This window comes from Streptomyces sp. NA04227, from assembly GCF_013364195.1.
GTDB lineage: Bacteria > Actinomycetota > Actinomycetes > Streptomycetales > Streptomycetaceae > Streptomyces.
The window spans coordinates 2,590,945-2,615,979 of the sequence record NZ_CP054918.1; the positions used below are offsets into that span (position 1 = coordinate 2,590,945).

The following is a 25,035-nucleotide window of genomic DNA, read 5'->3' on the forward strand; positions in this document are numbered from 1 at the left end:
GCGGTTCGGGCGTTCGCGGTTCGGGCGGTTGAGGGGCGGGCGGTTGAGGGTCCGGCGCGACGGTGGAGGCCGGGTCGACGGAGGCCGGGGCGGGCGCACTGTCCGAGGTGGAGCCGCATCGTCCGAGGTGAAGCCGCACTGTCAGAGGCGGGTCCTAGGGTGCGGTCATGACCACTGAACCGCGTCCGACGACAGAGCTGTCCGCCGACGAGGCACGCCGCATCGCCCTGCGCGCACAGGGCCTGCTCGGCGCGCCCGACCGCAGAGCCTCGGTGCGCGGCATACTCCGTCACCTCGGCGCGGTCCAGCTGGACACCATCTCGGTACTGGCCCGCTCCCACGAACTCGTCCCCTACGCCCGGCTCGGCGCCCTCGGCCGCACCCACGTCGAGGACTCCTACTGGACACCCGACCAGGAACACGGCGAGCGACAGCCGCACGCCTTCGAGTACTGGTCGCACGCCGCCTGCATCCTGCCCCTCGAGGAATGGCCCCACTTCGCCTTCCGCCGCCGCGCCTACCGGGCCCGCCCGCACTGGAACCACGAACTGCCCGACGGCGCGTACGAGCAGGTCATCAAGCAGCTCGCCGAGCAGGGCCCGCTCACCGCCACCGAGTTGGGCGGTGCCAAACGCACCGGCGAGTGGTGGGACTGGTCGGCCGCCAAGGTCGCCGTCGAACGCGCCCTGATGTACGGCGAGGTCGTCTGCACCCAGCGCAAAAGCTGGAAACGGGTGTACGACCTCGCCGAACGCGCCGTGCCCGCGCCCCTGCTGCACGACGAACTCGACGACCGCGAATGCATACGGCGCCTGGTACGCCTCGCCGGACAGTCCCTGGGCGTCGGCACCCGCGCCGACATCGCCGACTACCACCGGCTCAAGGGCGAACAGGTCGACGCGGTCCTCGCCGACTCGGGCCTGGTACCCGTGACGGTTGAGGGCTGGGGCAAACCCGGCGGCGCGGGCCGCGGCTCACGCCCCGGACCCGGCCTGGCCTGGGCGGATCCCGAGGCCCTGCGGACACCGCCGCGCGGTCGGCACCGTACGACCCTGCTCTCCCCGTTCGACTCCCTGATCTGGGAACGCGCCCGCACCGAGCGGATCTTCGGCTTCACCCACCGCCTGGAGGCCTACGTCCCCCGCCCCAAGCGCATCCACGGCTACTTCGCCATGCCGGTCCTCGCGGGCGGCCACCTCGTCGGCCGGGTGGACCCCGGCCGCCAGGGCCACACCCTGCTCGCCAAACAGGTCTCCCTCACCGGCGCCTCCGCCGTACCGCACGTCGCCCGCGCCTTGGCCGAGGCCGCGAGCTGGGTGGACTGCACCCAGGTACGCGTCGAACGGCTGGAGCAGGAGGAGCTGCGGGCGGGGCTGGAGGCGGAGGTGAAGCGGTTGACCGGATGAGGCGTGGTGGGGCTCGCGGCCCTCGTCATCGGCTGGGCCCGCTCGTGGCTCCGGCCGCCGTCGGCGGCCGGTGGCGGTTGGTGGCTGGTGACGGCTGGCGGCGCTCAGCGGATTTCGAGGATCTTTTCGCGCATCGCGTAGACCACCGCTTCCATCCGTGAATGCAGCTGGAGCTTCTCCAGGATGTTGCGCACGTGGTTCTTCACCGTGTTCTCGCTGATGAACAACTCCTTGGCGATGTCACGGTTGTTCATACCGGTCGCGACGAGCTTGAGCACCTCCAGCTCGCGGTCGGTGAGCTTGGGCGCGGGCACCAGACGGCGCTCGTCGGTGCGCTGGATCATCGACTTGAACTCGGTGAGCAGCTTCGAGGCCATGGACGGGCTGATCTGCGACTGCCCGTCGGCGACCGCACGGATCGCGGTGGCCACCTCGTCCGTGGAGATCTCCTTGAGCAGATAGCCCGTGGCCCCTGCCTTGATCGCGTCGTAGAGGTCCGCCTCCTCGTCGCTGATCGTCAGCATGATGATCTTCGCGCTGGGCGCCACCTCCTTGATGGAGGTGCACGCCTCGATCCCGCCGCGCCTGGGCATCCGTACATCCATCAGCACGATGTCCGGCAGCAGATCCGCCGCCTTGTCCACGGCCTCCGCGCCATCCCCCGCCTCCCCCACGACAAGGATGTCCTCCTCGGCCTGGAGCACGATCTCCAGGCCGCGCCGGAAGAGCGCGTGATCGTCCACGACGAGCACCCTGATCGGCTCCTGCCGTGGTGAACCGCCCTGGGGGTCCACGCTCGCGACGCCGCCTAGATCGGCGCCCTGTTCACGCATCGGTCCGAAGCTGTCCGCCATCGTTCCTCCCCCTGAAGGCCATGGCCCTGTCTTCCAGCGCTGCCGGGTCGAAGGCACCAACCCCGGGCGGCAGCACCCCGGTTGGCCTTCCGGTCATGATTCCATGCCCGTACGACAGCGAGGCGACAACAGCATGTGCCCTCCCCCGGAGAGCACCGGCGCACCGGTGCCCCCGCGGACGCGGCAGCGTCCGCGGGGGCACCGGAACGAGGCGGTCACCTTCTTCTTCGCTCTTCTTCGCTTCTTCCTTCGCGTCTGTCCGGCCTCAGTGGCCGATCACGCCGCCTGCCGAGGACATGGAGACGTCCGCCGACCCGGAGGCCTCCGTCACCATCTGGTCGGTGGTGATGTGGATGACGCCGTAGTCGTAGGCGTGACGCCGGTAGACAACGCTCGGTTCCTTCGTCTCGGAGTCGACGAAGAGGTAGAAGTCGTGCCCGACGAGTTCCATCTCGTAGAGCGCCTGGTCGAGCGTCATCGGAGCGGCGATGTGGGTCTTCTCCCGGACGACGAGCGGGCCCTCGCCCTTGACCTCCAGCGGACCCATCCGCTTGACGGGGACGCCGTCGTCGAGCTCCTGCTCGTTCGTGGCGATGCTGCCGTCGGTGTTGAGGTGCGCCGCGTCGGGAACGCGGTCCGCCACCTCCGCCGCAGAGATCCTGCCGGTACCGCGGCGAGTGCGCCGCTTGTCGTGCTGCCTGCGCAGTCGCGCCTCGAGCTTCTCGGTGGCGAGGTCGAGCGCCGCGTACGGGTCGCTGGCAGCCGCCTCCGCCCGGATCACGGGGCCGCGGGAACGGAGCGTGATCTCCACACGCTCACAGCGGTCGTGCTGGCGGGGGTTGGGCTCCTTGGACACCTCGACGTCGAGGCTGATCACCTTGCCGTCGAGCTTCTGGATCTTGTCCAGCTTCAGCTTCTCGGCCACGTGCTTGCGGAACCGCTCGGGTACTTCGGTCTTGCGGCCTTTGACGACGATGTCCACGCAGAACTCCGTTCCCGGAAAGCCCCGCAACGGTGGCGGAGCGTCTCCCTTTCGCACCAGGCCCCGGCGACTTGCGGAGCCTCGGACTCGGTGACTTCCACCTCCTCCTCCCCCGCCGGCGGGATCTCCACCCCACCGGTCCGGGTGATTGCGAGAACCGGAAATTCACTGTCGTGCCCGCGTGCGCGGTCCGGCATTCGGTTGTCGGAGAGATCAGCGGGCCGAGTACGGGACCCGGCCTCCGCCATTCCTCACAACCGAACATATCTCGCCCGGAGGAAGTCGTCACCCTCTCTCGATGTCTACCTCCGTTCGGGTGTAACCGGTCTCTCTCTACCTGCAACGATGCGTGTGGTCGATGGGTTCCTGCGCGGTGATTCCCGCGGCGCGGAACGTGACGGACGGTTTTTCGGCCGGCTGATCCGGACACCTGGGGGCGGGGGCTTCCGGAGGCTTCCAGGGGCGGCTTCCGGGCCGTTGCCGGTGGCTCTGGTCGGGGCGGGGAGCCGTTCCCCGGCAGTTGTCCAAGAGCTTCGCCCCGGGGCGTGAGGCCCGGTTGTGGGGCGGTTGTGGGGCGGTTGTGGGGGTTGCGCTGGTGGGTGGCGATCGCGGTGGGGGTTACCGGCCGGTTGTTGTCCGATGCCGTCGTGGGTCAGTTGTGGGGGTCGAAGTGGTGCGGTTCGCCGGTATGCAGTTCGAAGGCCTCGGGCGGAGCCGCGATCACCGCTGATGCGATGCTCCTTACCCCGGCATCCGCCGACAATGCACGCGCGGCTTCAGCGATCGAGGAACCCGTTGTCAGGAGGTCGTCGACGATGATCACGGTGGGGGTGAGGGTGGGGGTCGGGGTGGCGATTTCGGAAGAGGTGAGGGTTCCGGAGGCGCCAGGTACGGCGAGGGTTCCGGGGGCGTGAATGGCGGGGCTTTGGGCAGGGGGCGGGGTGAAGGCGGAGGTGAGGCGCCGGGGAGGAAGTAGCGCGGAGTCGGGGGCATATTCGCACCTGTGTGCGCACTCATTCGCGGGGGTTTTCGGATGGCTCGCGGTCGGTGTGTACGGGTGCGGTTGCGGCGCGTATCGGTGTGTGCGGGATTGCTTTGTCTGCCCGGGAGTTGAGGGCTGCGGCGCCTGACAATCCCTTTGTGCGTGCGGCCGCATCCTGTGTGTGTCCGGCGGCGTCCAGAGCTGTTTCCTCTCGGCGAAGAAACGAATACCCCTCGCATTCACTTCCAGCGCTCCACGCAAATTCGCCTGCCGCTGACGGGAGTTGAGGCCCGACTGGTCGACGACGGCACGGCGCTGACGGAGTACGGGCAGTACGCGCACGGGGATGCCGGAGGCTCGCAGGTGCCGGGCGGCGGCAAGGGTCATGCGGTGGGTGGGGTGGTGGCCGCGGGATCTCAGGGAGTGGGGGGTGGAGGGGAGGGGGATCAGTACGCAGGGTGGGGTTGGGGTCGAGGTTCGGGTTTGGGTCGAGCTTCGGGTTTGGGTCGAGGTTCGAGTTCGGGTTCGGATTGAGGTCGGGGTCGGGGTCGGGGCTGGGGTGGGGGCCCCTCCCCCTCCCCTCCCCTCCACCCCCGCCGCACCCCTCGCCCGCCCCACGCCCACCGCCCCGCAGCGGCACCCGGTGCTCTCACCGAGGCCCCCGTTTCCCGCCGCCTCCAGCAAGGCCGCACGCACCGACACCGCCAGGGCGCGGCCCAGTGGTACGGCGAGCCCGAGTGCTCCCCGTTCCTTGTGGGCCAGCAACACGGCCCGCACTTCGTCCCGGTACGGCGCGACCGCGTGCGCCACCGGCAGTCCCGGCGGCGCCGGATCGGGACGTACTCGGCTCGCCCTACGTCCGTACAACGCCGACCGGCACCCCTCGCACAGCACCGTGCGTCGCACGCCGCAGCCCGCGCAGTCGGCGGGAAGTACCAGGTCGGCGAAGTCCTGCCAGAGGCTTCGCATGGCTCCACTTTGCGGGGAAAGGGAGTCCCCGGGAAAGGCCTGTGGATAACTCTCGGCATGGACTGGTCACGAGGGGACGTGCTGACGCCAACTCCCTTCCTGAGCGGCGGATACGGCACCAGCGACGCCTCGGAGCGGAACAGCGGTCACCGAGCCGAACCCCTGCCTCCGTCAGCCGCCCGTCCCACACACCACGCCACCGCGTCCACATCCCCAGCCGAACCCCACACGCCGCACCACCACGCCCGCACCCGAACCCACGCACCGCGCCCCGCCTCGCCCGTCCCCAGCCACCCCAACTGCCCGGCATCCCCCGCTCCCCAACCAACCCGCCGGGTTCGGCCCCGCCAAGTTCAGCCCCACCCCATTCGGCCCCGCCGAACCCCACCCCTCCACCCCACACCCCGCCGTACGATCGCCCCGCAAGTGCCCGCGCCACCTCCGCAGTCGACGCAAGCCACCCGCCCGTCCCCGCACGCACTCCCCGGCCCCAGCCACCCACCCCGCCCCACCCCCGCGAGGTCTCCGTGCTCAGCCACCCCCACCAGCCGACGAACACGCCCGACCACGCACCGCCCACCCCTCCCCCTCCCACACCACCGACCGCCCATCACCACACCCCAACTCCCCACGCCCACAAGCCACTCACCCCGGTTTCCGCCCCCACGCGCAGCCTCCGCACCCTCACCCGAGCCACCCTCCGCACCATCCCCCTCACCACCCTCCTCCTCACCGCCTGCTCCACACCCGGCGACGACTCGGCCCGCCCGCCCGGCGCCTCTGCCCCGGCCCTCACCGTCACCACCGACAAAGGCCGGGTGACCGGCACCGAGAAGGACGGCGTACGTCGCTTCCAGGGCATCCCGTACGCGGCGCCGCCGGTGGCGGACCGGCGGTGGCAGCCCCCGGCGCCCGCCGCCGCCTGGCGTGGGGTTCGGCAGGCGACGGCGCCGGGGCCGAAATGCGTGCAGGGAGGGCGCAACGGAGCGCCCGCGCCCGGGAGTTCGGAGGACTGCCTGTACCTGAACGTCACCGCGCCGAGCGAGACGCGGCAGGACCGGCCCCAACCCCGGCCGGTGGTGGTGTGGTTGCACGGCGGGTCGTTCAAGACGGGGTCGGGCGCCGAGTACGACCCGGCGCGCATGGCGCGCGACGGGGACGTCGTGGTGGTCACCGTCAACTCACGCCTGGGCGTCTTCGGCTTCTACGGGCACCCCGGCCTCGACGATCCTGGCGCCTACGGCCTGCAGGACCAACAGGCCGCCCTGCGCTGGGTGAAGGCGAACGCGTCGGCGTTCGGGGGCGATCCCGGGCAGGTGACGCTGATGGGCGAGTCCACGGGTGGCGCGAGCGTGTGCGCACAGCTCGTCTCCCCGCGGTCCGAGGGGCTGTTCCACCGCGCGATCATCCAGAGCGGCGCCTGCCATCAGAACTGGCCGAAGAACATGCTCGGCCCCGCAGCCGCCCCCTGGACCTACTGGGCCTCGCGCTCCACCGTGCGCGAACGCGGCCTGGCGGCGGCCCGTTCGCTGAACTGCCCCGACATCGCCTGCCTGCGCGGCAGAAGCACCAGCGAGGTGCTCCGCCTCAACAACCGCTTCAACCAAGCCGCTTACGGCACCCGCACCCTCCCGCGCCACCCGGCCCGCGCACTCGCCGACGGCGACTTCCACCGCGTGCCGGTCCTGATGGGCACCACCCGCGACGAACACCGCCTGTACGCGGCGCAGTTCGCCGTGGACCGGCCGATCTCCCGTGAGCGGTACGGGGAGTTGCTGCGTACGTCGTTCGGACCGGCCAAGGCGGCTCGCATCGCGCGGCAGTATCCGCCCGGCGACTCACCCGGAATCGCCTGGGCAGCCGTGGGTACGGACCGCACCTGGGTCTGTCCCTCACTCGAGTCGGCACGTCTGATGGCTCGTCATGTTCCGTTGCACGGCTACGAGTTCGCCGATCGTGACGCCCCGGGGCGCGACCTCGACCCCGGTTTCCCACTCGGCGCGTACCACGCCTCGGAACTGCCGTACTTCTTCGATATGCGCGGCATCACTCTCGACGAGTCACAGGCGGAACTGGCCGCGCGCATGCTGCGCCACTGGACGGACTTCGCCAAGTCGGGCTCTCCCGGCGGCACTTGGGACCGTTTCCCGCAGACCATGAGACTGCAACCGGGAGGCGACGCTCCCATCGACGCAGCGGCGGAGCACCACTGCGGATTCTGGTCGTCCCTGCGCTGACACCACCCGATCCGGGCACGGGCCCCAGCTCCCCAGCCTCCCAAGTCCCTTCCCCCGCAACCGAGTTACGACGGAGGGCGGATGCCTGCTGGCTGCTGGCTGCTGGCTGCTGGCTGCTGGCTGCTGGCTGCCCCGCCTACCCCGGATAAACCGGCGCCGTCCCCACCACACCCACCGTCTGCCATGGCGCCCCCAGCGGCAGGCGGACGATGCCGTCGTCGGAGTGGGCGACCAGGGGCTGGCTCTCGTCCTCGGAGGCGGCGATCTCCTCGACGCCGTTCAGGCCGGGTAGTACGCCGCCCTCGGGTGCGGAACCGTCGGCCTGCACGTACCGGATCTGCTGTACGCCGCCTTCCTCGCGGCCGACGACCACGAGCCTGCTGCCACCGGCCCAGGACATCGCCCTGACGTCCTCCATCTGCGGTGCGGCGACCCGGAGTTGGTGTACGGAGGCCTTGATGCTGCCGTCGTCGTCGACGGTGCGGTGGACGCGGCCGACCCGAAGGGTGCGCTTGCCGTCCTGCTCGACGAGCAGCGCGATGCGTACGCCGTCGGCGGCGACCCGCACCGCCTGCACATGTCCCTTGCCGAGTCCGGCGATCCGCACCTCGGACGGTTCGCCCGCGCCGTTGTGCAGGAGGTAGAGGCGGGGCGCGCGCGGATCGCGGTCGGCGACCCACAGGTCGCCGCGCCCGTCCCAGCTCGGCGGCGTCAGACGGTCGTCCTCGGCCTTGGCCCGGCTGGTGACCATCGGGTCGCCGAGTTCGGCGCCCTGGACGAGTGAACCGACGTACAGGGAACGGCCGTCGAGGGAGACACCCGCCGCCTTGTCCTCCTCGCGGGAGACCGCGGCGGCGCGCAGCTTGCGGTCGCCGTCGCCGAACGCGCCGGGTGCCGGGTCGGGCTCGCGACCGGCCGAGGTGCCGAAGAGCCGTACGAGCCGCTGCTGTTTGTCGAGGAAGTACTGGTACCGGGCCTTGCCCGCGCTGCGGTGCGGGGCGACGACCTCGGCTGCTTCGCGGTTGAGGGAGCACAGCGGCGAGCCGTCCGAGCCCAGCAGTTCGACCTCCTTGAGGCCCGCGGGCGTCAAGTCGTCGATACTGAACAGGATTTGGGCGGCCATCATGTGGCACTGGCTCTCGCCGACGGAGTCGGCGTGCGCGCTGAGCGGCACCTCGAGCCTGTTCTGGTCGTCGGGCGCGAGCGCCTTGGTGCCCTTCTGCAGGCCGGTGCCCGGCGGGAAGCTGGAGCGTACGGCCGACGACAGCCACGAGGTGGGCCCTTCGAGCAGGGCGCGCACGGTCTGGGTGACCGGGTCTATGCGTTCGCGTACGTAGACGGGGTCGGAGACGACAGCGGGCTGGCCGTCCTCGGCGCCCACCCCGGACGCGTAGAAGTACTTGCTGACCGAGCGGTAGATCCGCTGGAAGTCGGACTCGCCGAGCACCACTCCGCTCGGCGGCCTGTCTATTCGCCATTCCAGCTTGCCGTCCGCACCCGGCACCTGGGTGAGGTGTACGGCTTCGCTGTACGCGGCGGACCGGTTCGGGGCGTAGGCCCGCTGTGCGTCGACCCGGGCCACGCTGGTGCCGGTGAGCGCGAAGGCTCGTCCGTCACCGTCGCTCTCCGGGTCGCGGGCGACGTCCTGGACGCTGGGGCCGTCCGCGAGCACCGTGGTGGAGCTCTCGGGGCGCCAGTCGCGGGAGGCGTCCTCGGTCAGGTACTTGCGCGCCATCTCGAACCGCGGATCGTCGCTGGTCAGCGCCTCCAGGAAGCCCTGCACGATCTCGGTGGGCGCGGCGCCCTGCGGCGGCGGCATGGCGAAGACACGGACCTGCCCGTCCGGCTGCGGCGAGGCCTCGACCCCGCGTACGTCGCCGTGGTCGGGCATGGTCGCGCAGCCCGCGAGCAGCGTCCCCACACACCCGAGCAGGAGCCATCCCGGCCGTCCGATCGCCCGCGTACGCCGTGCTCGGCGCCCGTCACGGTCAGCGGCCACGACTGCTCTCCTGTTCTGCGGCGGCCCGCTCACGTCCAGCCGCGGCGGTGGGCTCGTAGTCCTCGGACGGAGAATCCTCGGACGCGGAGTCGTCGGACGCGGAGTCGTCGGACACGGGGTCGTCGTACGCGAGGTCGTCGGACGCGAGGTCCTGGGATCGGGAGTCCTGGGACTGAGAGACCTGGCACTGAGAAACCTGGGACTGAGAAACCTCGGACTGAGAAACCTCGGACTGAGAAACCTCGGCTCGGGGCTCCTGGGACTGAGAGTCCCCGGATTCGCGAACTTCGGATGCCCGAGCCTCGGATGTCCGACCCTCCGATGCCCGGCTCTCGGACACAGACACCTCAGAAGCCGCTCCCGCACCCGCAGCCCCCACAGGCCCTGCGGGCCCCACAGCCAACGCCGAAACCGGCGCGTTCTGCCCCTCAGCACCGAGTACGACCGGGCTGCTCTGCGGCACGGTGACCGCGCGGTCGGCGCCGCCGAGGGGCAGGCCCGCTTCGCGCAGCCCGAGGTTGCGCCGCGAGTCGTCGGGTTCGAGCGGGATCGGGGAGCCGCGCAGGGGCTCGTCGGCGGTACGGGGCAGGGTGAGGCGGAACTGCGAGCCGCCGCCGGGCTCGCCCCAGGCCTGGAGCCAGCCGCCGTGCAGCCGGGCGTCCTCCAGGGCGATGGACAGTCCGAGTCCGGTTCCGCCCGTGGTCCTGGCGCGGGCCGGATCGGCCCGCCAGAAGCGGCTGAACACGCGGCTGGCCTCGCCCGGTTTCAGACCGACGCCGTAGTCGCGTACCGCGATGGCCACCGCGCCGCCCGCGGCCGCGAGCCGCACCACGACGTCCTTGCCGTCGCCGTGCTCGACCGCGTTCACCACGAGGTTGCGCAGGACGCGCTCCACCCGCCGGGCGTCCGCCTCGGCGACCACGGGCTGTGCGTCGCCCATGACGCGCACCGTGCTGCCCTTGCGTTCGGCCAGCGGTTCCGCCCCGCCGACGACCCGGCGTACGACCTCTCTGAGGTCTATCGGCTCGGCCTCCAGTGCCGCCGCGCCCGCGTCGAACCGGCTGATCTCCAGCAGGTCGGCGAGCAGCGATTCGAACCGGTCGAGCTGGTCGGCGAGCAGTTCCGCGGAGCGGGAAGTGACCGGGTCGAAGTCCTCGCGGGCCTCGTGGATGACGTCCGCGGCCATCCGTACCGTCGTCAGCGGCGTCCGTAGTTCGTGCGAGACGTCGGAGACGAAGCGCCGTTGCATCCGCGAGAGGTCCTCCAGCTGCTGGATCTTCAGCTGAAGGCTCTGCGCCATCTTGTTGAAGGCCTCGCCGAGGCGGGCGATGTCGTCCTCGCCGGTGACCTTCATACGTTCCTGGAGGCGGCCCGCCGAGAGCCGCTCGGCGATCGAGGCGGCCATCCGTACGGGGGTGACGACCTGGCGCACCACCAGCCAGGCGATCGCCCCGAGCAGGACCACGACGAACAGCCCCGCCGTCGCCAAGGTGCCCTTGACCAGGCTCAGCGACTTCTCCTCCTGCGACAGCGGGAAGAGGTAGTAGAGCTGGTACGGATCGCTGTGCGGGTCGTTGAGGGTCTTGCCGATGACCAGTGCGGGCTGGGGGTCCTGGTCGTCGCCGCCGTAGACGATCCGGGTGTAGCTCTGGAAGGCGCCCGCGCCGTGCCGGACCCGCTCGCGCAGTTCCTCGGGGACGCTGGCGATCGGGTCGACGCCGCCGGAGGCGCGCGGGCCGCGCACGCTGGCGGTCTCCTCCTGGCCGACCGGGCTGAGGGTGACCACGTCGAAGGCGCTCTGGCCGCCGCTGGAGAGCTGCTCGACCAGGTCGTTCATCCACACCGCGGTGTTCTGTTCGGGGCGCCCGTCCGGGTTCGCCCCCTCCGGCGCGCCCTCGCCGGTGCTCGCGGCGTCGGCACGGTCCTTGGCCGCGCGGAAGCCGCCGTCGGCCTGGCTCTGGGACGCCTTCACCTTGGCGTCGAGCAGGCCGTTGCGTACCTGGCCGATGACCACGAACCCGAGCAACAGCACCACGCCGAGCGACATCAGCAGGGTGGTGGCGACGACCTTGACCTGGATGTTCCGCCGCCACAGCCGCACCGCGGGCAGCAGCGGGCGCCGCACCCAGCGCGTGAACAGCCGCAGCACGGGGCTGCCCTGCACGCCGCCCTGAAGCATCAGCCCGGTGTCCAGGAACCGCCCCAGCGAGGGCCCGCCCCGCCCGCCTTTACGCGCCCGGCCGCTCTTCTCCTGGCCTTGGCTTCCGCCCTGGGCGTGATTTCCGCCCTGGCTCTGGGCCTGGCTCCGGTCCCCGCCCACACTCGCGGACGAGGACACGGACTCGGGCACCGACACGGACTCGGGCTCGCGCTCGGACGGGGACATGATCGTGGACTCGGACTCGGGCTTGGACATAGACCTGGACGTAGACGTGGACGTGGGCATGGGCATGGACGGAAGCGCTCGTGACGGCGACGGCAAAGCCGAGGCACGGCCGCCCTTCGCCTCCCCGTGGCCGTCCCCGCCCCCGTCGTACCCGAGCCGGTCGCCCTCAGGCCCGACAGGCCGCCCGGCGCGGGCGCCCGACGCCCCCGCCGCAGCGGCACTGTCGTGCGAGGTCATCTCAGCTCGGTCCGGCCTTGTAGCCGACGCCGCGGACGGTCACCACGATCTCGGGGCGCTCCGGGTCCTTCTCGACCTTGGACCGCAGCCGCTGTACGTGCACATTGACCAGCCGGGTGTCGGCCGCGTGCCGGTAGCCCCAGACCTGTTCCAGGAGCACCTCGCGGGTGAAGACCTGCCACGGCTTGCGCGCGAGGGCGACCAGGAGGTCGAACTCGAGCGGCGTGAGCGCGATCGACTGGCCGTCCCGTTTGACCGAGTGCCCGGCGACGTCGATGACCAGGTCACCGATCGTCAGCTGCTCGGGCGCCGGTTCCTCGGAGCGGCGCAGCCGCGCACGGATCCGCGCCACCAGTTCCTTGGGCTTGAACGGCTTGACGATGTAGTCGTCGGCACCGGACTCCAGGCCGACCACGACATCCACCGTGTCGCTCTTGGCGGTGAGCATCACGATGGGCACGCCGGATTCGGCCCGGATCAGGCGGCATACCTCGATGCCGTCCCGGCCGGGCAGCATCAGATCCAGGAGCACCAGGTCGGGCTTGGTCTCCCGGAACGCGGCCAACGCCTTGTCGCCGTCAGCGACGAACGACGGCTCGAAACCTTCACCACGCAGCACAATCCCGAGCATCTCGGCCAGTGCGGTGTCGTCGTCGACGACAAGGACTCGTCCCTTCATGAATGACATCATCCCATTAGCGAATCGTTATCTGACGTGGCCTGGCACACAGCTCGGCCAGAGCCCCGGCTGTCACGGGCGACACCACGCCCTGTTCGGTGACGATCGCCGTGACCAACTCCGGCGGCGTCACGTCGAATGCGGGGTTGTACGCCTGGGTTCCCAGCGGCGCCACCGCCATCCCACCGCCTGCGGGCACCGGCGCGCCCACCCGAGGCGCTGTGACCTCTGTCACTTCCTGCGCCGCGCGCTGTTCCACCTCGATCGAGGCACCGTCCGCGGTGTCCAGGTCCACCGTCGTCAGAGGCGCCACCACAAGGAACGGCACATGGTGATAACGGGCCAGAACGGCCAGCGGATACGTACCGACCTTGTTGGCCACCGAGCCGTCGGCGGCGATCCGGTCCGCGCCGACCAGGACGGCGTCCACCTCCCCGGCCGAGAACAGCGAGCCCGCCGCGTTGTCGGTGAGCAGCGTGTACGGCATGCCCGCACGCGCCGCCTCCCACGCGGTCAGCCGCGCGCCCTGCAACAGCGGCCGGGTCTCGTCGACCCAGAGCCTGCGCAGCCGCCCCCGGTCGTGCGCCGCGTGCGCCACCGCGAGGGCGGTGCCGCGCCCGCCGGAGACCAGCGCGCCCGTATTGCAGTGGGTGAGCAGACGGTGGGTACCGCCCGGCAGCAGCTCGGCGAGCAGCGCGAGGCCGTGTTCGGCCATACGCTCGCTGGCCTCGGCGTCCTCCTGGTGCAGCGCCCGCGCGGCGGACAGGGCGGCCCGCGCCCCCGCCGCACGCCGTGCCTCCTCCCCGTGCGCTCCCCGCGCCTCCTGCGCGTCGAACTCGGCCAGCCCCCGGTGATGGGCCTCCAGCGCCCGGCGCACCCCCACCGCCAGGTTGACCGCGGTGGGACGGGCGGCCGCCAGGGCATCGGCGGCCTCCTCCACGTCGAAGCCGCGGGCGGCGGCGAGCGCCACCCCGTAGGCGCCCGCGATACCGAGGACGGGGGCGCCGCGCACCACCAGCGCGCGGATCGCCTCCACCAGGGAGGGCACGTCCGTGCAGAGGTACTCGGCCTCCTCGGCCGGAAGCCTGGTCTGGTCGAGAAGCACCAGTACGGGGCCCTCGGGGGGCTCGGCCCAGCGGATCGTGGACAGGGGGGCCATCGCCGCATCCGCGGGTGAACGCGCTTCGTGATCAGCCATCCGCACAGTCTGCCCGGTCGCCGCACGACAAATGAAGGTGCGCTGCCCCGGCAGCACCCCGTCGCACCACGGACGGCCCATGGCACGATGGGCGCCAACCCGCCGCCATTCGTGCGAACGGGCATCGAGAAGGAGCGACGATGAACGACTCTCCGGGCTGGGCCTCGCCCGGATCCTCTCCCTCCGACGGCCAGGAACCCGGCGCGTCCGACGGCCAGGAACCCGGCGCGTCCGACGGGCAGGAGCCCGGCGCGTCCGGTGCGGACGCGCCCTCCGGCTCGAACGGCCCCTCCTCGAAGTGGTCCGGCAACCAGCCTCCGCCCGGTCAGTGGACCGCCCCCGGTGGGCAGTCCCCGCAGGGCAACCCGCCCCCGCCGCCCGCCGGTTGGGGCTCCGCGCCCGGCGGCCCGCCCCCCGGAGCGCCCGGCGGCTGGGGAGGCCAGGGCGGTGGACCCGGCTGGGGCGGCGGCCCCGCGGGACCCGGCCCCGGTTGGGGCGGCGGTCCCGGCTTCGGCGGCTGGGGCGGACCGCCGCCCGCGGCCAAGCCCGGCGTGATCCCGCTGCGCCCGCTCGGCGTCGGCGAGATCCTCGACGGCGCGGTGGCCACCATGCGCAAGCACTGGCGCACGGTCCTCGGCATCGCCCTGGCCGTCGCCGTGGTCACCGAGGTCGCCGTGGTCCTGCTCCAGGGCCTCTACCTCAACGACCTGACCGACACTTCCGCCCTGGAGGACGAGTCGGCCAGCCTCGAAGAGGTCACCGACGCGATGGGCGAGGCCCTCCTCGGCTCCGGCATCGTGCTGCTGATCTCGCTGCTCGGCACGATCGTCGCGACCGCGCTGCTGACCACCGTCACCAGCCGCGCCGTCATCGGCCGCTCCGTGAGCACCGCTCAGGCCTGGCAGGACGCCCGGCCGCAGGTGCTGCGCCTGCTCGGACTGACCCTGCTGCTGCCGCTCATCGCACTGACCGTGGTCCTGGTGGGCATGCTGCCCGGCATCCTCGTCGCGGCGACGGCCGGCGGCGACGGCGCGATCGGGCTGATGGTGCTCGGCGGAATCGCGGCCGGTGGCGTCGCGGTCTGGCTGACCGTACGTTTCTCGCTGGCCTCGCCCGCGCTGATGCTGGAGAAGCAGAGCATCGGCAAGGCGATGCGACGCTCCGTCAAACTCGTCCAGGGCTCCTGGTGGCGGGTGTTCGGCATCCTGGTGCTCGGCGCGATCATCGCCAATGTGCTCACCTCGATCATCGTGATCCCCTTCACGCTGATCGCGGGCGCGGTGGGCGAGGGCGGCGTGGACAGCTTCCTGAGCAGCAGCTCGGACGACTACAGCTGGACGTTCCTGATCGTCCAGGGCGTCGGCTCGGTCATCGGCACCACGCTGAGCCTGCCGATCTCCGCCGGTGTGACCGTGCTTCTCTACATCGACCAGCGCATCCGGCGCGAAGCCCTCGACCTCGAACTGGGCCGCGCCGCGGGCGTCCAGGGCTACACCGGGAGCTGACCACGTGACGGTGACGGGGGGCCTGTTCGCGGCGGCGCCGCTCCTCGGCGTCTCCGGCGAGGAGCCGCCGGTGACCGACCCGCGTGTCCCGGCGCGGGAGGCCGCCCGGCGCGAACTGTCCGAGCGCGAGTACCGCGAGCACGAACCCGGACTCGTCCAGCGCGCCCTGGACGCGTTCTGGGACTGGCTGAACGACATCCTGGGCACCGCCTCCGGCGCCACCCCCGGCGGCGGGCTCGGTCTGACGGTCGTCGTACTGGCCGTACTCGCCCTGCTCGGCCTGCTCTGGTGGCGCCTGGGCACCCCGCGCCGCACCCCCGCCGCCGCCTCCGGCGCCGCCCTGTTCACGGACCGGCCCCGCAGCGCCGCCGAACACCGGGCCGCCGCCGAGGCACACGCCGCCCAGGCCCACTGGAACCAGGCCGTCCAGGAACGCATGCGCGCCCTCGTCCGCGCCCTCGAGGAACGCGCCCTGCTCGAACCGCGTCCCGGCCGCACCGCCGACGAGTGCGCCGACGAGGCGAGCCGCCCCCTGCCCGCGTTCGGGGAACGGCTGCGCGCGGCGGCCCGCAGCTTCGACGACGTCGCATACGGCGGCCGCACCGCCACCCGTTCCTCGTACGAGCAACTCGCCGCCCTCGACCACGAGGTGGAGCGCGCCAAGCCCGAACTCTCCGCCGCCGGGAACACCTCCGGCGGCCCCTGGAAGGCGGTCCGGTGACCGCGCCCGCCGCGCCCCCCGCGACCGCCCCCGCCGCCGGTTCGCCGACCGATCCCACCGCTGCGCCGACCTCGCTCGCGCTGACGCCGCGCGGGCTCTGGCGGCGCGCCCGCGGACTGCTGATCGCGCTCGCCCTGCTCCTGGTCGCCGCCGTGGCCATCGCCGCCGTACGCTCCGGCGCGGAGCACGGCCGGCTCGACCCGCGCGCCGCCGATCCGCGCGGCAGCCGCGCCGTCGCCCAACTCCTCGCCGACCGCGGGGTGTCCACCCGCGTCGTCACCACCACCGCCGAGGCCGAGGCAGCCGCCGGAGCGGACACGACCCTGCTCGTCGCCCGGCCCGACCTGCTCACCGCGACCCAGCAGCGCCGCCTCGCCGGGCTCGACGACCGCGGCCGCACCGTACTCGTCGCCCCGGGACCCTCCGCCGTCGGCAGACTCGCCCCCGGGACGACCGCGGACGCCTCCCCCAGCCTCGACTCCGTACTGTCGCCCGGCTGTGCCCTTCCCGCCGCCCGCCGCGCGGGCACCGCGGACATCGGCGGCCTGCGCTACCGCACCACGACCCCCGGCGCCGACCGCTGCTACCGGGACGAGGGCCACGCCTCCCTGCTGCGGCTGCCCGCGGCAGACGCCCGCGGCGACACCGTCGTACTCGGCTCCCCCGACATCCTCTTCAACGAACACCTCGACGAGCACGGCAACGCCTCGCTCGCCCTGCAACTCCTCGGCTCCCGGCCCCACTTGGTCTGGTACCTCCCCTCACCGTCCGACTCCGCCGCCGACACCGACGAACGCGGATTCTTCGACCTGGTCCCCTCCGGCTGGCTCTGGGGCACCCTGCAACTGACCCTCGCCGCCGTCCTCGCCGCCCTCTGGCGCGGCCGCCGCTTCGGCCGCCTGGTCCCCGAACGCCTGCCCGTCGCGGTACGCGCCTCCGAAACCACCGAGGGCCGCGCCCGCCTCTACCACCGCACCCAGGCCCGCGACCGCGCCGCCTCGGCCCTTCGCTCCGCCACCCGCTCCCGTCTCGCTCCCCTCCTCGGTCTCGCCCCCTCCCGGGCACACACACCCGAGGCCCTGCTTCCCGCCCTGGCCGCCCGGCTCCCCGCACCCGGCCAGGACCCCGCCACCCTGCTCTTCGGACCGCCGCCCGCCGACGACGCGGCGCTCGTCCGGCTCGCCGATCACCTCGACGCCCTCGAAAGAGAGGTACGCGTTTCATGATGGACCCGACCACTGACAACGCAGCCGACAACGCCGCCGCCCGCGCCTCCCTGGAGCGGCTGCGCGCCGAGATCGGCAAGGCCGTGGTCGGCCAGGACCCCGCCGTCACCGGCCTCGTCGTCGCCCTGCTGTGCCGCGGCCACGTCCTGCTCGAAGGCGTCCCCGGAGTCGCCAAGACCCTTCTCGTACGAGCACTGGCGGCGAGCCTCCAACTCGACTCCAAGCGGGTCCAGTTCACGCCCGACCTGATGCCCGGCGACATCACCGGCTCGCTCGTCTACGACGCCCGCACCGCCGAGTTCTCCTTCCAGCCCGGCCCCGTCTTCACCAACCTGTTGCTCGCCGACGAGATCAACCGGACCCCGCCGAAGACCCAGTCCTCCCTCCTGGAAGCCATGGAGGAACGCCAGGTCACCGTCGACGGCACCGCCCGCCCGCTGCCCGAACCGTTCCTGGTGGCCGCCACCCAGAACCCCGTCGAGTACGAGGGCACCTACCCCCTCCCCGAAGCACAGCTCGACCGCTTCCTGCTCAAGCTCACCGTTCCGCTGCCCTCCCGGCAGGACGAGATCGACGTCCTCACCCGGCACGCCTCCGGCTTCAACCCGCGCGACCTGCAAGCCGCCGGCGTACGCCCGGTCGCGAGCGCCGCAGACCTGGAAGCCGCGCGCGCCGCCGTCGCGAAGACCTCCGTCTCGCCCGACATCACCGGCTACGTCGTCGACATCTGCCGCGCCACCCGCGAATCGCCCTCCCTCACCCTCGGCGTCTCCCCGCGCGGCGCGACCGCCCTCCTTGCCACCGCCCGCGCCTGGGCCTGGCTGACCGGCCGCGACTACGTCATCCCCGACGACGTCAAAGCGCTCGCCCTGCCCACCCTGCGCCACCGCGTCCAGCTGCGCCCCGAGGCCGAGATGGAAGGCGTCACCGCCGACTCCGTCATCACCTCGATCCTCAGCCACGTCCCCGTACCCCGCTGACCGAGGAGCCATGGCACCCACCGGACGCGCCGCACTCCTCGCGGCACTCGGCACCCTCCCCGTCGGCCTGCTCGCACCGAGCTGGACGGGCATCCTCGCCGTCGACGGCGCCGTCGCCCTCGCCTGCGCCTGCGACGCCGCACTCGCCGCCCCCGTACGCCGCCTCGGCCTCACCCGCTCCGGCGACACCTCGGTACGCCTCGGCGACAGCGCCGACGTCACGCTCACCGTCACGAACACCTCCCGCCGACGCCTGCGCGCCCGCATCCGCGACGCCTGGCCGCCGAGCAGCTGGCAGCCCGGCACCGAGACCGCCGCCTCCCGGCACACCCTGGACGTGCCCCCCGGCGAGCGCCGCCGCCTCACCACCCGCCTGCGGCCCACCCGCCGCGGCGACCGCACCGCGGACCGCGTCACCGTCCGCTCCTACGGTCCGCTCGGCCTGTTCGCCCGCCAGGGCAGCCACGAAGTCCCCTGGACCGTGCGCGTCCTGCCCCCGTTCACCAGCCGCAAGCACCTGCCGTCGAAGCTGGCCAGGCTCCGCGAACTCGACGGCCGCACCAGCCTGCTCACCCGCGGCGAGGGCACCGAGTTCGACAGCCTGCGCGAATACGTGCCCGGCGACGACACCCGCTCCATCGACTGGCGCGCCACCGCCCGGCAATCGACCCTCGCGGTACGCACCTGGCGGCCCGAACGGGACCGGCACATCCTCCTGGTCCTCGACACCGGCCGCACCTCCGCGGGCCGCGTCGGCGACATCCCCCGTCTCGACGCCGCCCTGGACGCCGCACTGCTCCTCGCGGCCCTCGCCTCCCGCGCCGGTGACCGCGTGGACCTGCTCGCCTACGACCGTCGCGTACGCGCCCTGGTCCAGGGCAAGGCCGCCGGCCAGCTGCTGCCCGCCCTGGTCAACGCCATGGCCCCACTGGAACCCGAACTCGTCGAGACCGACGCCCGCGGCCTGTCCGCCGCCGCCCTGCGCTCGGCCCCGCGCCGCTCCCTGATCGTCCTGTTCACCAGCCTGGACCCCGCCCCCGTCGAAGAGGGCCTGCTACCGGTACTCAGCAGCCTCACCGACCGGCACACCGTCCTGCTCGCCTCCGTCGCGGACCCGCACATCGCCCTCATGTCCGCGGGACGCGGCAGTACGGAATCCGTCTACGGCGCCGCCTCGGCCGCCCAGTCCGAAGCCGACCGCCACCGCACCGCGGAACGCCTGACCCGCCACGGCGTCCACGTCGTCGACGCCCTTCCGGACACTCTGGCCCCCGCCCTCGCCGACGCCTACCTGTCCCTCAAGGCCTCGGGCCGCCTCTGATCCGACGATTACAGGGGTGGACCCCGAGAACCCGAAAAAGGGTCCGGAAACGGCTCCGGGAAAATGGTCTAGAAATGCGGAAAGCCCCCGTACCGTATCCCGGCACAGGGGCTCACACGCATTATTCTTCTAAAGTTAGTTCGGCGGCGTCCTACTCTCCCACAGGGTCCCCCCTGCAGTACCATCGGCGCTGTAAGGCTTAGCTTCCGGGTTCGGAATGTAACCGGGCGTTTCCCTCACGCTATGACCACCGAAACACTATGAAACACCAACCAGTATCACACCCAAACAATATGGGTGTGGAGGTTGTTCGTGGTTTCAGAACCAACACAGTGGACGCGAGCAACTGAGGACAAGCCCTCGGCCTATTAGTACCAGTCAACTCCACCCCTTACAGGGCTTCCATATCTGGCCTATCAACCCAGTCGTCTACTGGGAGCCTTACCCTCTCAAGGAGGTGGGAATACTCATCTCGAAGCAGGCTTCCCGCTTAGATGCTTTCAGCGGTTATCCCTCCCGAACGTAGCCAACCAGCCATGCCCTTGGCAGAACAACTGGCACACCAGAGGTTCGTCCGTCCCGGTCCTCTCGTACTAGGGACAGCCCTTCTCAATATTCCTACGCGCACAGCGGATAGGGACCGAACTGTCTCACGACGTTCTAAACCCAGCTCGCGTACCGCTTTAATGGGCGAACAGCCCAACCCTTGGGACCGACTCCAGCCCCAGGATGCGACGAGCCGACATCGAGGTGCCAAACCATCCCGTCGATATGGACTCTTGGGGAAGATCAGCCTGTTATCCCCGGGGTACCTTTTATCCGTTGAGCGACGGCGCTTCCACAAGCCACCGCCGGATCACTAGTCCCGACTTTCGTCCCTGCTCGACCCGTCGGTCTCACAGTCAAGCTCCCTTGTGCACTTACACTCAACACCTGATTACCAACCAGGCTGAGGGAACCTTTGGGCGCCTCCGTTACCCTTTAGGAGGCAACCGCCCCAGTTAAACTACCCATCAGACACTGTCCCTGATCCGGATCACGGACCCAGGTTAGACATCCAGCACGACCAGAGTGGTATTTCAACAACGACTCCCCCTGAACTGGCGTCCAGAGTTCACAGTCTCCCACCTATCCTACACAAGCCGAACCGAACACCAATATCAAACTGTAGTAAAGGTCCCGGGGTCTTTCCGTCCTGCTGCGCGAAACGAGCATCTTTACTCGTAGTGCAATTTCACCGGGCCTATGGTTGAGACAGTCGAGAAGTCGTTACGCCATTCGTGCAGGTCGGAACTTACCCGACAAGGAATTTCGCTACCTTAGGATGGTTATAGTTACCACCGCCGTTTACTGGCGCTTAAGTTCTCAGCTTCGCCACACCGAAATGTGACTAACCGGTCCCCTTAACGTTCCAGCACCGGGCAGGCGTCAGTCCGTATACATCGCCTTACGGCTTCGCACGGACCTGTGTTTTTAGTAAACAGTCGCTTCTCGCTGGTCTCTGCGGCCACCCCCAGCTCAGAGCGCGAAGCTCATCACCAGAAATGGCCCCCCTTCTCCCGAAGTTACGGGGGCATTTTGCCGAGTTCCTTAACCATAGTTCACCCGAACGCCTCGGTATTCTCTACCTGACCACCTGAGTCGGTTTAGGGTACGGGCCGCCATAAAACTCGCTAGAGGCTTTTCTCGACAGCATAGGATCATCCACTTCACCACAATCGGCTCGGCATCAGGTCTCACCCACGTGCCATCCGGATTTACCTAGATGACGGGCTACACCCTTACCCCGGGACAACCACCGCCCGGGATGGACTACCTTCCTGCGTCACCCCATCACTCACCTACTACCAGCTCGGGTCACCGGCTCCACCACTTTCCATTCCCCGAAGGGTCCGGAACGGCTTCACGGGCTTAGCATCACTGGATTCAATGTTTGACGCTCTACAGCGGGTACCGGAATATCAACCGGTTATCCATCGACTACGCCTGTCGGCCTCGCCTTAGGTCCCGACTTACCCTGGGCAGATCAGCTTGACCCAGGAACCCTTAGTCAATCGGCGCAAACGTTTCTCACGTTTGTATCGCTACTCATGCCTGCATTCTCACTCGTGAACCGTCCACCACTGCCTTCCGGCGCGGCTTCACCCGGCACACGACGCTCCCCTACCCATCACAGCCTCCGTTGGGAGTATTGCTGCAATGACACGACTTCGGCGGTACGCTTGAGCCCCGCTACATTGTCGGCGCGGAATCACTTGACCAGTGAGCTATTACGCACTCTTTCAAGGATGGCTGCTTCTAAGCCAACCTCCTGGTTGTCTCTGCGACTCCACATCCTTTCCCACTTAGCGTACGCTTAGGGGCCTTAGTCGATGCTCTGGGCTGTTTCCCTCTCGACCATGGAGCTTATCCCCCACAGTCTCACTGCCGCGCTCTCACTTACCGGCATTCGGAGTTTGGCTAAGGTCAGTAACCCGGTAGGGCCCATCGCCTATCCAGTGCTCTACCTCCGGCAAGAAACACACGACGCTGCACCTAAATGCATTTCGGGGAGAACCAGCTATCACGGAGTTTGATTGGCCTTTCACCCCTAACCACAGGTCATCCCCCAGGTTTTCAACCCTGGTGGGTTCGGTCCTCCACGAAGTCTTACCTCCGCTTCAACCTGCCCATGGCTAGATCACTCCGCTTCGGGTCTTGAGCGCGCTACTAAACCGCCCTATTCGGACTCGCTTTCGCTACGGCTTCCCCACACGGGTTAACCTCGCAACACACCGCAAACTCGCAGGCTCATTCTTCAAAAGGCACGCAGTCACGAGACACACAAAGTGTGTCCGACGCTCCCACGGCTTGTAGGCACACGGTTTCAGGTACTATTTCACTCCCCTCCCGGGGTACTTTTCACCATTCCCTCACGGTACTATCCGCTATCGGTCACCAGGGAATATTTAGGCTTAGCGGGTGGTCCCGCCAGATTCACACGGGATTTCTCGGGCCCCGTGCTACTTGGGTGTCTCTCAAACGAGCCGCTAATGTTTCAGCTACGGGGGTCTTACCCTCTACGCCGGACCTTTCGCATGTCCTTCGCCTACATCAACGGTTTCTGACTCGTCCTGCCGCCGGCAGACGACAGAAGAGAGATCCCACAACACCCCAAGCGCAACCCCTGCCGGGTCTCACACGCTTGAGGTTTAGCCTCATCCAGTTTCGCTCGCCACTACTCCCGGAATCACGGTTGTTTTCTCTTCCTGCGGGTACTGAGATGTTTCACTTCCCCGCGTTCCCTCCACATGCCCTATGTGTTCAGGCAAGGGTGACAGCCCATGACGACTGCCGGGTTTCCCCATTCGGACACCCCCGGATCACAGCTCGGTTGACAGCTCCCCGGGGCCTATCGTGGCCTCCCACGTCCTTCATCGGTTCCTGGTGCCAAGGCATCCACCGTGCGCCCTTAAAAACTTGGCCACAGATGCTCGCGTCCACTGTGCAGTTCTCAAACAACGACCAACCACCCACCACCCCGAACCAGAGTCCGAGTTCACTGGGGCCGGCATACCGAAGGGCGAGCTCACGCTCGCACCCTCAGACACCCAACAGCGCGCCCGGCACAGCCAGTTGACGATCTCCACGTTCCACGCTCCGAAGAGCAGTACTAGTGAACCCATCCAACTGTCTGTGCCGAATAGTCAACGTTCCACCCATGAGCGACCATCGCAGGACGTTCGCCTGCGTTATGGCTCTGGACCACCAAGCAAGCTTGGCGGCCTAGATGCTCCTTAGAAAGGAGGTGATCCAGCCGCACCTTCCGGTACGGCTACCTTGTTACGACTTCGTCCCAATCGCCAGTCCCACCTTCGACAGCTCCCTCCACAAGGGTTGGGCCACCGGCTTCGGGTGTTACCGACTTTCGTGACGTGACGGGCGGTGTGTACAAGGCCCGGGAACGTATTCACCGCAGCAATGCTGATCTGCGATTACTAGCGACTCCGACTTCATGGGGTCGAGTTGCAGACCCCAATCCGAACTGAGACCGGCTTTTTGAGATTCGCTCCACCTCGCGGTATCGCAGCTCATTGTACCGGCCATTGTAGCACGTGTGCAGCCCAAGACATAAGGGGCATGATGACTTGACGTCGTCCCCACCTTCCTCCGAGTTGACCCCGGCGGTCTCCCGTGAGTCCCCAGCACCACAAGGGCCTGCTGGCAACACGGGACAAGGGTTGCGCTCGTTGCGGGACTTAACCCAACATCTCACGACACGAGCTGACGACAGCCATGCACCACCTGTACACCGACCACAAGGGGGCGACCATCTCTGGCCGTTTCCGGTGTATGTCAAGCCTTGGTAAGGTTCTTCGCGTTGCGTCGAATTAAGCCACATGCTCCGCCGCTTGTGCGGGCCCCCGTCAATTCCTTTGAGTTTTAGCCTTGCGGCCGTACTCCCCAGGCGGGGCACTTAATGCGTTAGCTGCGGCACGGACAACGTGGAATGTTGCCCACACCTAGTGCCCACCGTTTACGGCGTGGACTACCAGGGTATCTAATCCTGTTCGCTCCCCACGCTTTCGCTCCTCAGCGTCAGTATCGGCCCAGAGATCCGCCTTCGCCACCGGTGTTCCTCCTGATATCTGCGCATTTCACCGCTACACCAGGAATTCCGATCTCCCCTACCGAACTCTAGCCTGCCCGTATCGACTGCAGACCCGGGGTTAAGCCCCGGGCTTTCACAACCGACGTGACAAGCCGCCTACGAGCTCTTTACGCCCAATAATTCCGGACAACGCTTGCGCCCTACGTATTACCGCGGCTGCTGGCACGTAGTTAGCCGGCGCTTCTTCTGCAGGTACCGTCACTTTCGCTTCTTCCCTGCTGAAAGAGGTTTACAACCCGAAGGCCGTCATCCCTCACGCGGCGTCGCTGCATCAGGCTTTCGCCCATTGTGCAATATTCCCCACTGCTGCCTCCCGTAGGAGTCTGGGCCGTGTCTCAGTCCCAGTGTGGCCGGTCGCCCTCTCAGGCCGGCTACCCGTCGTCGCCTTGGTGAGCCACTACCTCACCAACAAGCTGATAGGCCGCGGGCTCATCCTGCACCGCCGGAGCTTTCAACCCTCTCCCATGCGAGAGAGGGTGTTATCCGGTATTAGACCCCGTTTCCAGGGCTTGTCCCAGAGTGCAGGGCAGATTGCCCACGTGTTACTCACCCGTTCGCCACTAATCCACCACCGAAGCGGCTTCATCGTTCGACTTGCATGTGTTAAGCACGCCGCCAGCGTTCGTCCTGAGCCAGGATCAAACTCTCCGTGAATGTTTTCCCGTAATCGGGATGACACATCACGAGAGCGGTGCGAGAGCA

Annotated in this window: 14 protein-coding genes and 3 rRNA genes; 7 read left to right on the forward strand and 10 right to left on the reverse strand. The window is 69.1% G+C overall.

What is annotated here, in order from left to right; all coding sequences use genetic code 11:
• Window positions 1-167: 167 nt before the first annotated feature.
• Entirely contained in the window at window positions 168-1,406 is a 1,239-nt protein-coding gene (locus tag HUT18_RS10890; RefSeq protein WP_176099960.1) for a winged helix-turn-helix domain-containing protein, read from the forward strand.
• Window positions 1,407-1,510: 104 nt separating this feature from the next.
• Here HUT18_RS10890 and HUT18_RS10895 read toward each other — a convergent pair whose 3' ends face one another.
• The 3 genes from HUT18_RS10895 to HUT18_RS33675 all read right to left on the reverse strand — a co-directional run bounded on the left by HUT18_RS10895 (window position 1,511) and on the right by HUT18_RS33675 (window position 4,065).
• Complete coding sequence (locus HUT18_RS10895) at window positions 1,511-2,260, reverse strand: response regulator transcription factor (RefSeq protein WP_176099962.1); 750 nt, start codon at window positions 2,258-2,260, stop codon at window positions 1,511-1,513.
• 265 nt (window positions 2,261-2,525) lie between these two features.
• Window positions 2,526-3,299 carry a ribosome-associated translation inhibitor RaiA gene (raiA, locus tag HUT18_RS10900; RefSeq protein ID WP_176099964.1) on the reverse strand — a complete coding sequence of 258 codons (774 nt, stop codon included), beginning with the start codon at window positions 3,297-3,299 and terminating at the stop codon, window positions 2,526-2,528.
• Between the two features lie 595 nt (window positions 3,300-3,894).
• Window positions 3,895-4,065 (reverse strand): phosphoribosyltransferase family protein, encoded by a 171-nt coding sequence (locus HUT18_RS33675; RefSeq protein ID WP_254878975.1) that lies wholly within the window; start codon window positions 4,063-4,065, stop codon window positions 3,895-3,897.
• 1,655 nt (window positions 4,066-5,720) lie between these two features.
• Between HUT18_RS33675 and HUT18_RS10910 the strand changes: the two genes are divergently transcribed.
• Entirely contained in the window at window positions 5,721-7,430 is a 1,710-nt protein-coding gene (locus tag HUT18_RS10910) for a carboxylesterase/lipase family protein (protein WP_176099966.1), read from the forward strand.
• A 136-nt stretch (window positions 7,431-7,566) separates the two neighbouring features.
• Here HUT18_RS10910 and HUT18_RS10915 read toward each other — a convergent pair whose 3' ends face one another.
• From HUT18_RS10915 to mtnA, 4 genes are all read right to left on the reverse strand, one after another.
• Entirely contained in the window at window positions 7,567-9,321 is a 1,755-nt protein-coding gene (locus HUT18_RS10915) for an LpqB family beta-propeller domain-containing protein (RefSeq protein WP_176104429.1), read from the reverse strand.
• Between the two features lie 97 nt (window positions 9,322-9,418).
• Window positions 9,419-11,608 carry an MtrAB system histidine kinase MtrB gene (gene mtrB / locus HUT18_RS10920; RefSeq protein WP_254878976.1) on the reverse strand — a complete coding sequence of 730 codons (2,190 nt, stop codon included), beginning with the start codon at window positions 11,606-11,608 and terminating at the stop codon, window positions 9,419-9,421.
• 445 nt (window positions 11,609-12,053) lie between these two features.
• Window positions 12,054-12,743 (reverse strand): two-component system response regulator MtrA, encoded by a 690-nt coding sequence (gene mtrA, locus HUT18_RS10925; RefSeq protein WP_191870552.1) that lies wholly within the window; start codon window positions 12,741-12,743, stop codon window positions 12,054-12,056.
• A 4-nt stretch (window positions 12,744-12,747) separates the two neighbouring features.
• Window positions 12,748-13,929 carry an S-methyl-5-thioribose-1-phosphate isomerase gene (gene mtnA / locus HUT18_RS10930; protein WP_176099968.1) on the reverse strand — a complete coding sequence of 394 codons (1,182 nt, stop codon included), beginning with the start codon at window positions 13,927-13,929 and terminating at the stop codon, window positions 12,748-12,750.
• A 140-nt stretch (window positions 13,930-14,069) separates the two neighbouring features.
• Between mtnA and HUT18_RS10935 the strand changes: the two genes are divergently transcribed.
• The 5 genes from HUT18_RS10935 to HUT18_RS10955 all read left to right on the forward strand — a co-directional run bounded on the left by HUT18_RS10935 (window position 14,070) and on the right by HUT18_RS10955 (window position 19,682).
• The gene (locus tag HUT18_RS10935) at window positions 14,070-15,434 is read left to right on the forward strand and encodes a glycerophosphoryl diester phosphodiesterase membrane domain-containing protein (protein ID WP_176099969.1); all 1,365 of its coding nucleotides are present in this window, start codon (window positions 14,070-14,072) and stop codon (window positions 15,432-15,434) included.
• A gap of 4 nt (window positions 15,435-15,438) precedes the next feature.
• The gene (locus HUT18_RS10940) at window positions 15,439-16,155 is read left to right on the forward strand and encodes a DUF4129 domain-containing protein (RefSeq protein WP_176099971.1); all 717 of its coding nucleotides are present in this window, start codon (window positions 15,439-15,441) and stop codon (window positions 16,153-16,155) included.
• An 80-nt stretch (window positions 16,156-16,235) separates the two neighbouring features.
• A complete protein-coding gene (locus HUT18_RS10945; protein ID WP_254878977.1) occupies window positions 16,236-17,381 on the forward strand; it encodes a DUF4350 domain-containing protein in 1,146 nt (381 codons plus the stop codon).
• On the forward strand, window positions 17,381-18,361 hold the full coding sequence (locus HUT18_RS10950) for a MoxR family ATPase (RefSeq protein ID WP_176104430.1): 981 nt from the start codon (window positions 17,381-17,383) through the stop codon (window positions 18,359-18,361). The genes HUT18_RS10945 and HUT18_RS10950 overlap by 1 nt, the downstream gene beginning before the upstream one ends.
• A 10-nt stretch (window positions 18,362-18,371) precedes the next feature.
• Window positions 18,372-19,682, forward strand: a complete 1,311-nt coding sequence (locus HUT18_RS10955) for a DUF58 domain-containing protein (RefSeq protein WP_176099975.1) — start codon at window positions 18,372-18,374, stop codon at window positions 19,680-19,682.
• A 138-nt stretch (window positions 19,683-19,820) separates the two neighbouring features.
• On the opposite strand, the gene rrf is transcribed toward HUT18_RS10955, so the two are convergent.
• From rrf to HUT18_RS10970, 3 genes are all read right to left on the reverse strand, one after another.
• Window positions 19,821-19,937 (reverse strand): 5S ribosomal RNA (gene rrf / locus HUT18_RS10960).
• Between the two features lie 93 nt (window positions 19,938-20,030).
• Window positions 20,031-23,147 (reverse strand): 23S ribosomal RNA (locus HUT18_RS10965).
• Window positions 23,148-23,462: 315 nt separating this feature from the next.
• Window positions 23,463-24,987, reverse strand: a 16S ribosomal RNA gene (locus HUT18_RS10970).
• Together the 16S, 23S and 5S rRNA genes form the textbook arrangement of a ribosomal RNA operon.
• Between the last annotated feature and the right edge of the window lie 48 nt (window positions 24,988-25,035).

Coding starts and splice junctions, on each gene's coding strand:
- HUT18_RS10890 (WP_176099960.1), top strand. CDS start 168: ATGACCACTGAACCGCGTCCGACGACAGAGCTGTCCGCCGACGAGGCA.
- HUT18_RS10895 (WP_176099962.1), bottom strand. CDS start 2,260: ATGGCGGACAGCTTCGGACCGATGCGTGAACAGGGCGCCGATCTAGGC.
- HUT18_RS10915 (WP_176104429.1), bottom strand. CDS start 9,321: ATGCCCGACCACGGCGACGTACGCGGGGTCGAGGCCTCGCCGCAGCCG.
- mtrB (WP_254878976.1), bottom strand. CDS start 11,608: ATGCTTCAGGGCGGCGTGCAGGGCAGCCCCGTGCTGCGGCTGTTCACG.
- mtrA (WP_191870552.1), bottom strand. CDS start 12,743: ATGATGTCATTCATGAAGGGACGAGTCCTTGTCGTCGACGACGACACC.
- mtnA (WP_176099968.1), bottom strand. CDS start 13,929: ATGGCTGATCACGAAGCGCGTTCACCCGCGGATGCGGCGATGGCCCCC.
- HUT18_RS10935 (WP_176099969.1), top strand. CDS start 14,070: ATGAACGACTCTCCGGGCTGGGCCTCGCCCGGATCCTCTCCCTCCGAC.
- HUT18_RS10950 (WP_176104430.1), top strand. CDS start 17,381: ATGGACCCGACCACTGACAACGCAGCCGACAACGCCGCCGCCCGCGCC.
- HUT18_RS10955 (WP_176099975.1), top strand. CDS start 18,372: ATGGCACCCACCGGACGCGCCGCACTCCTCGCGGCACTCGGCACCCTC.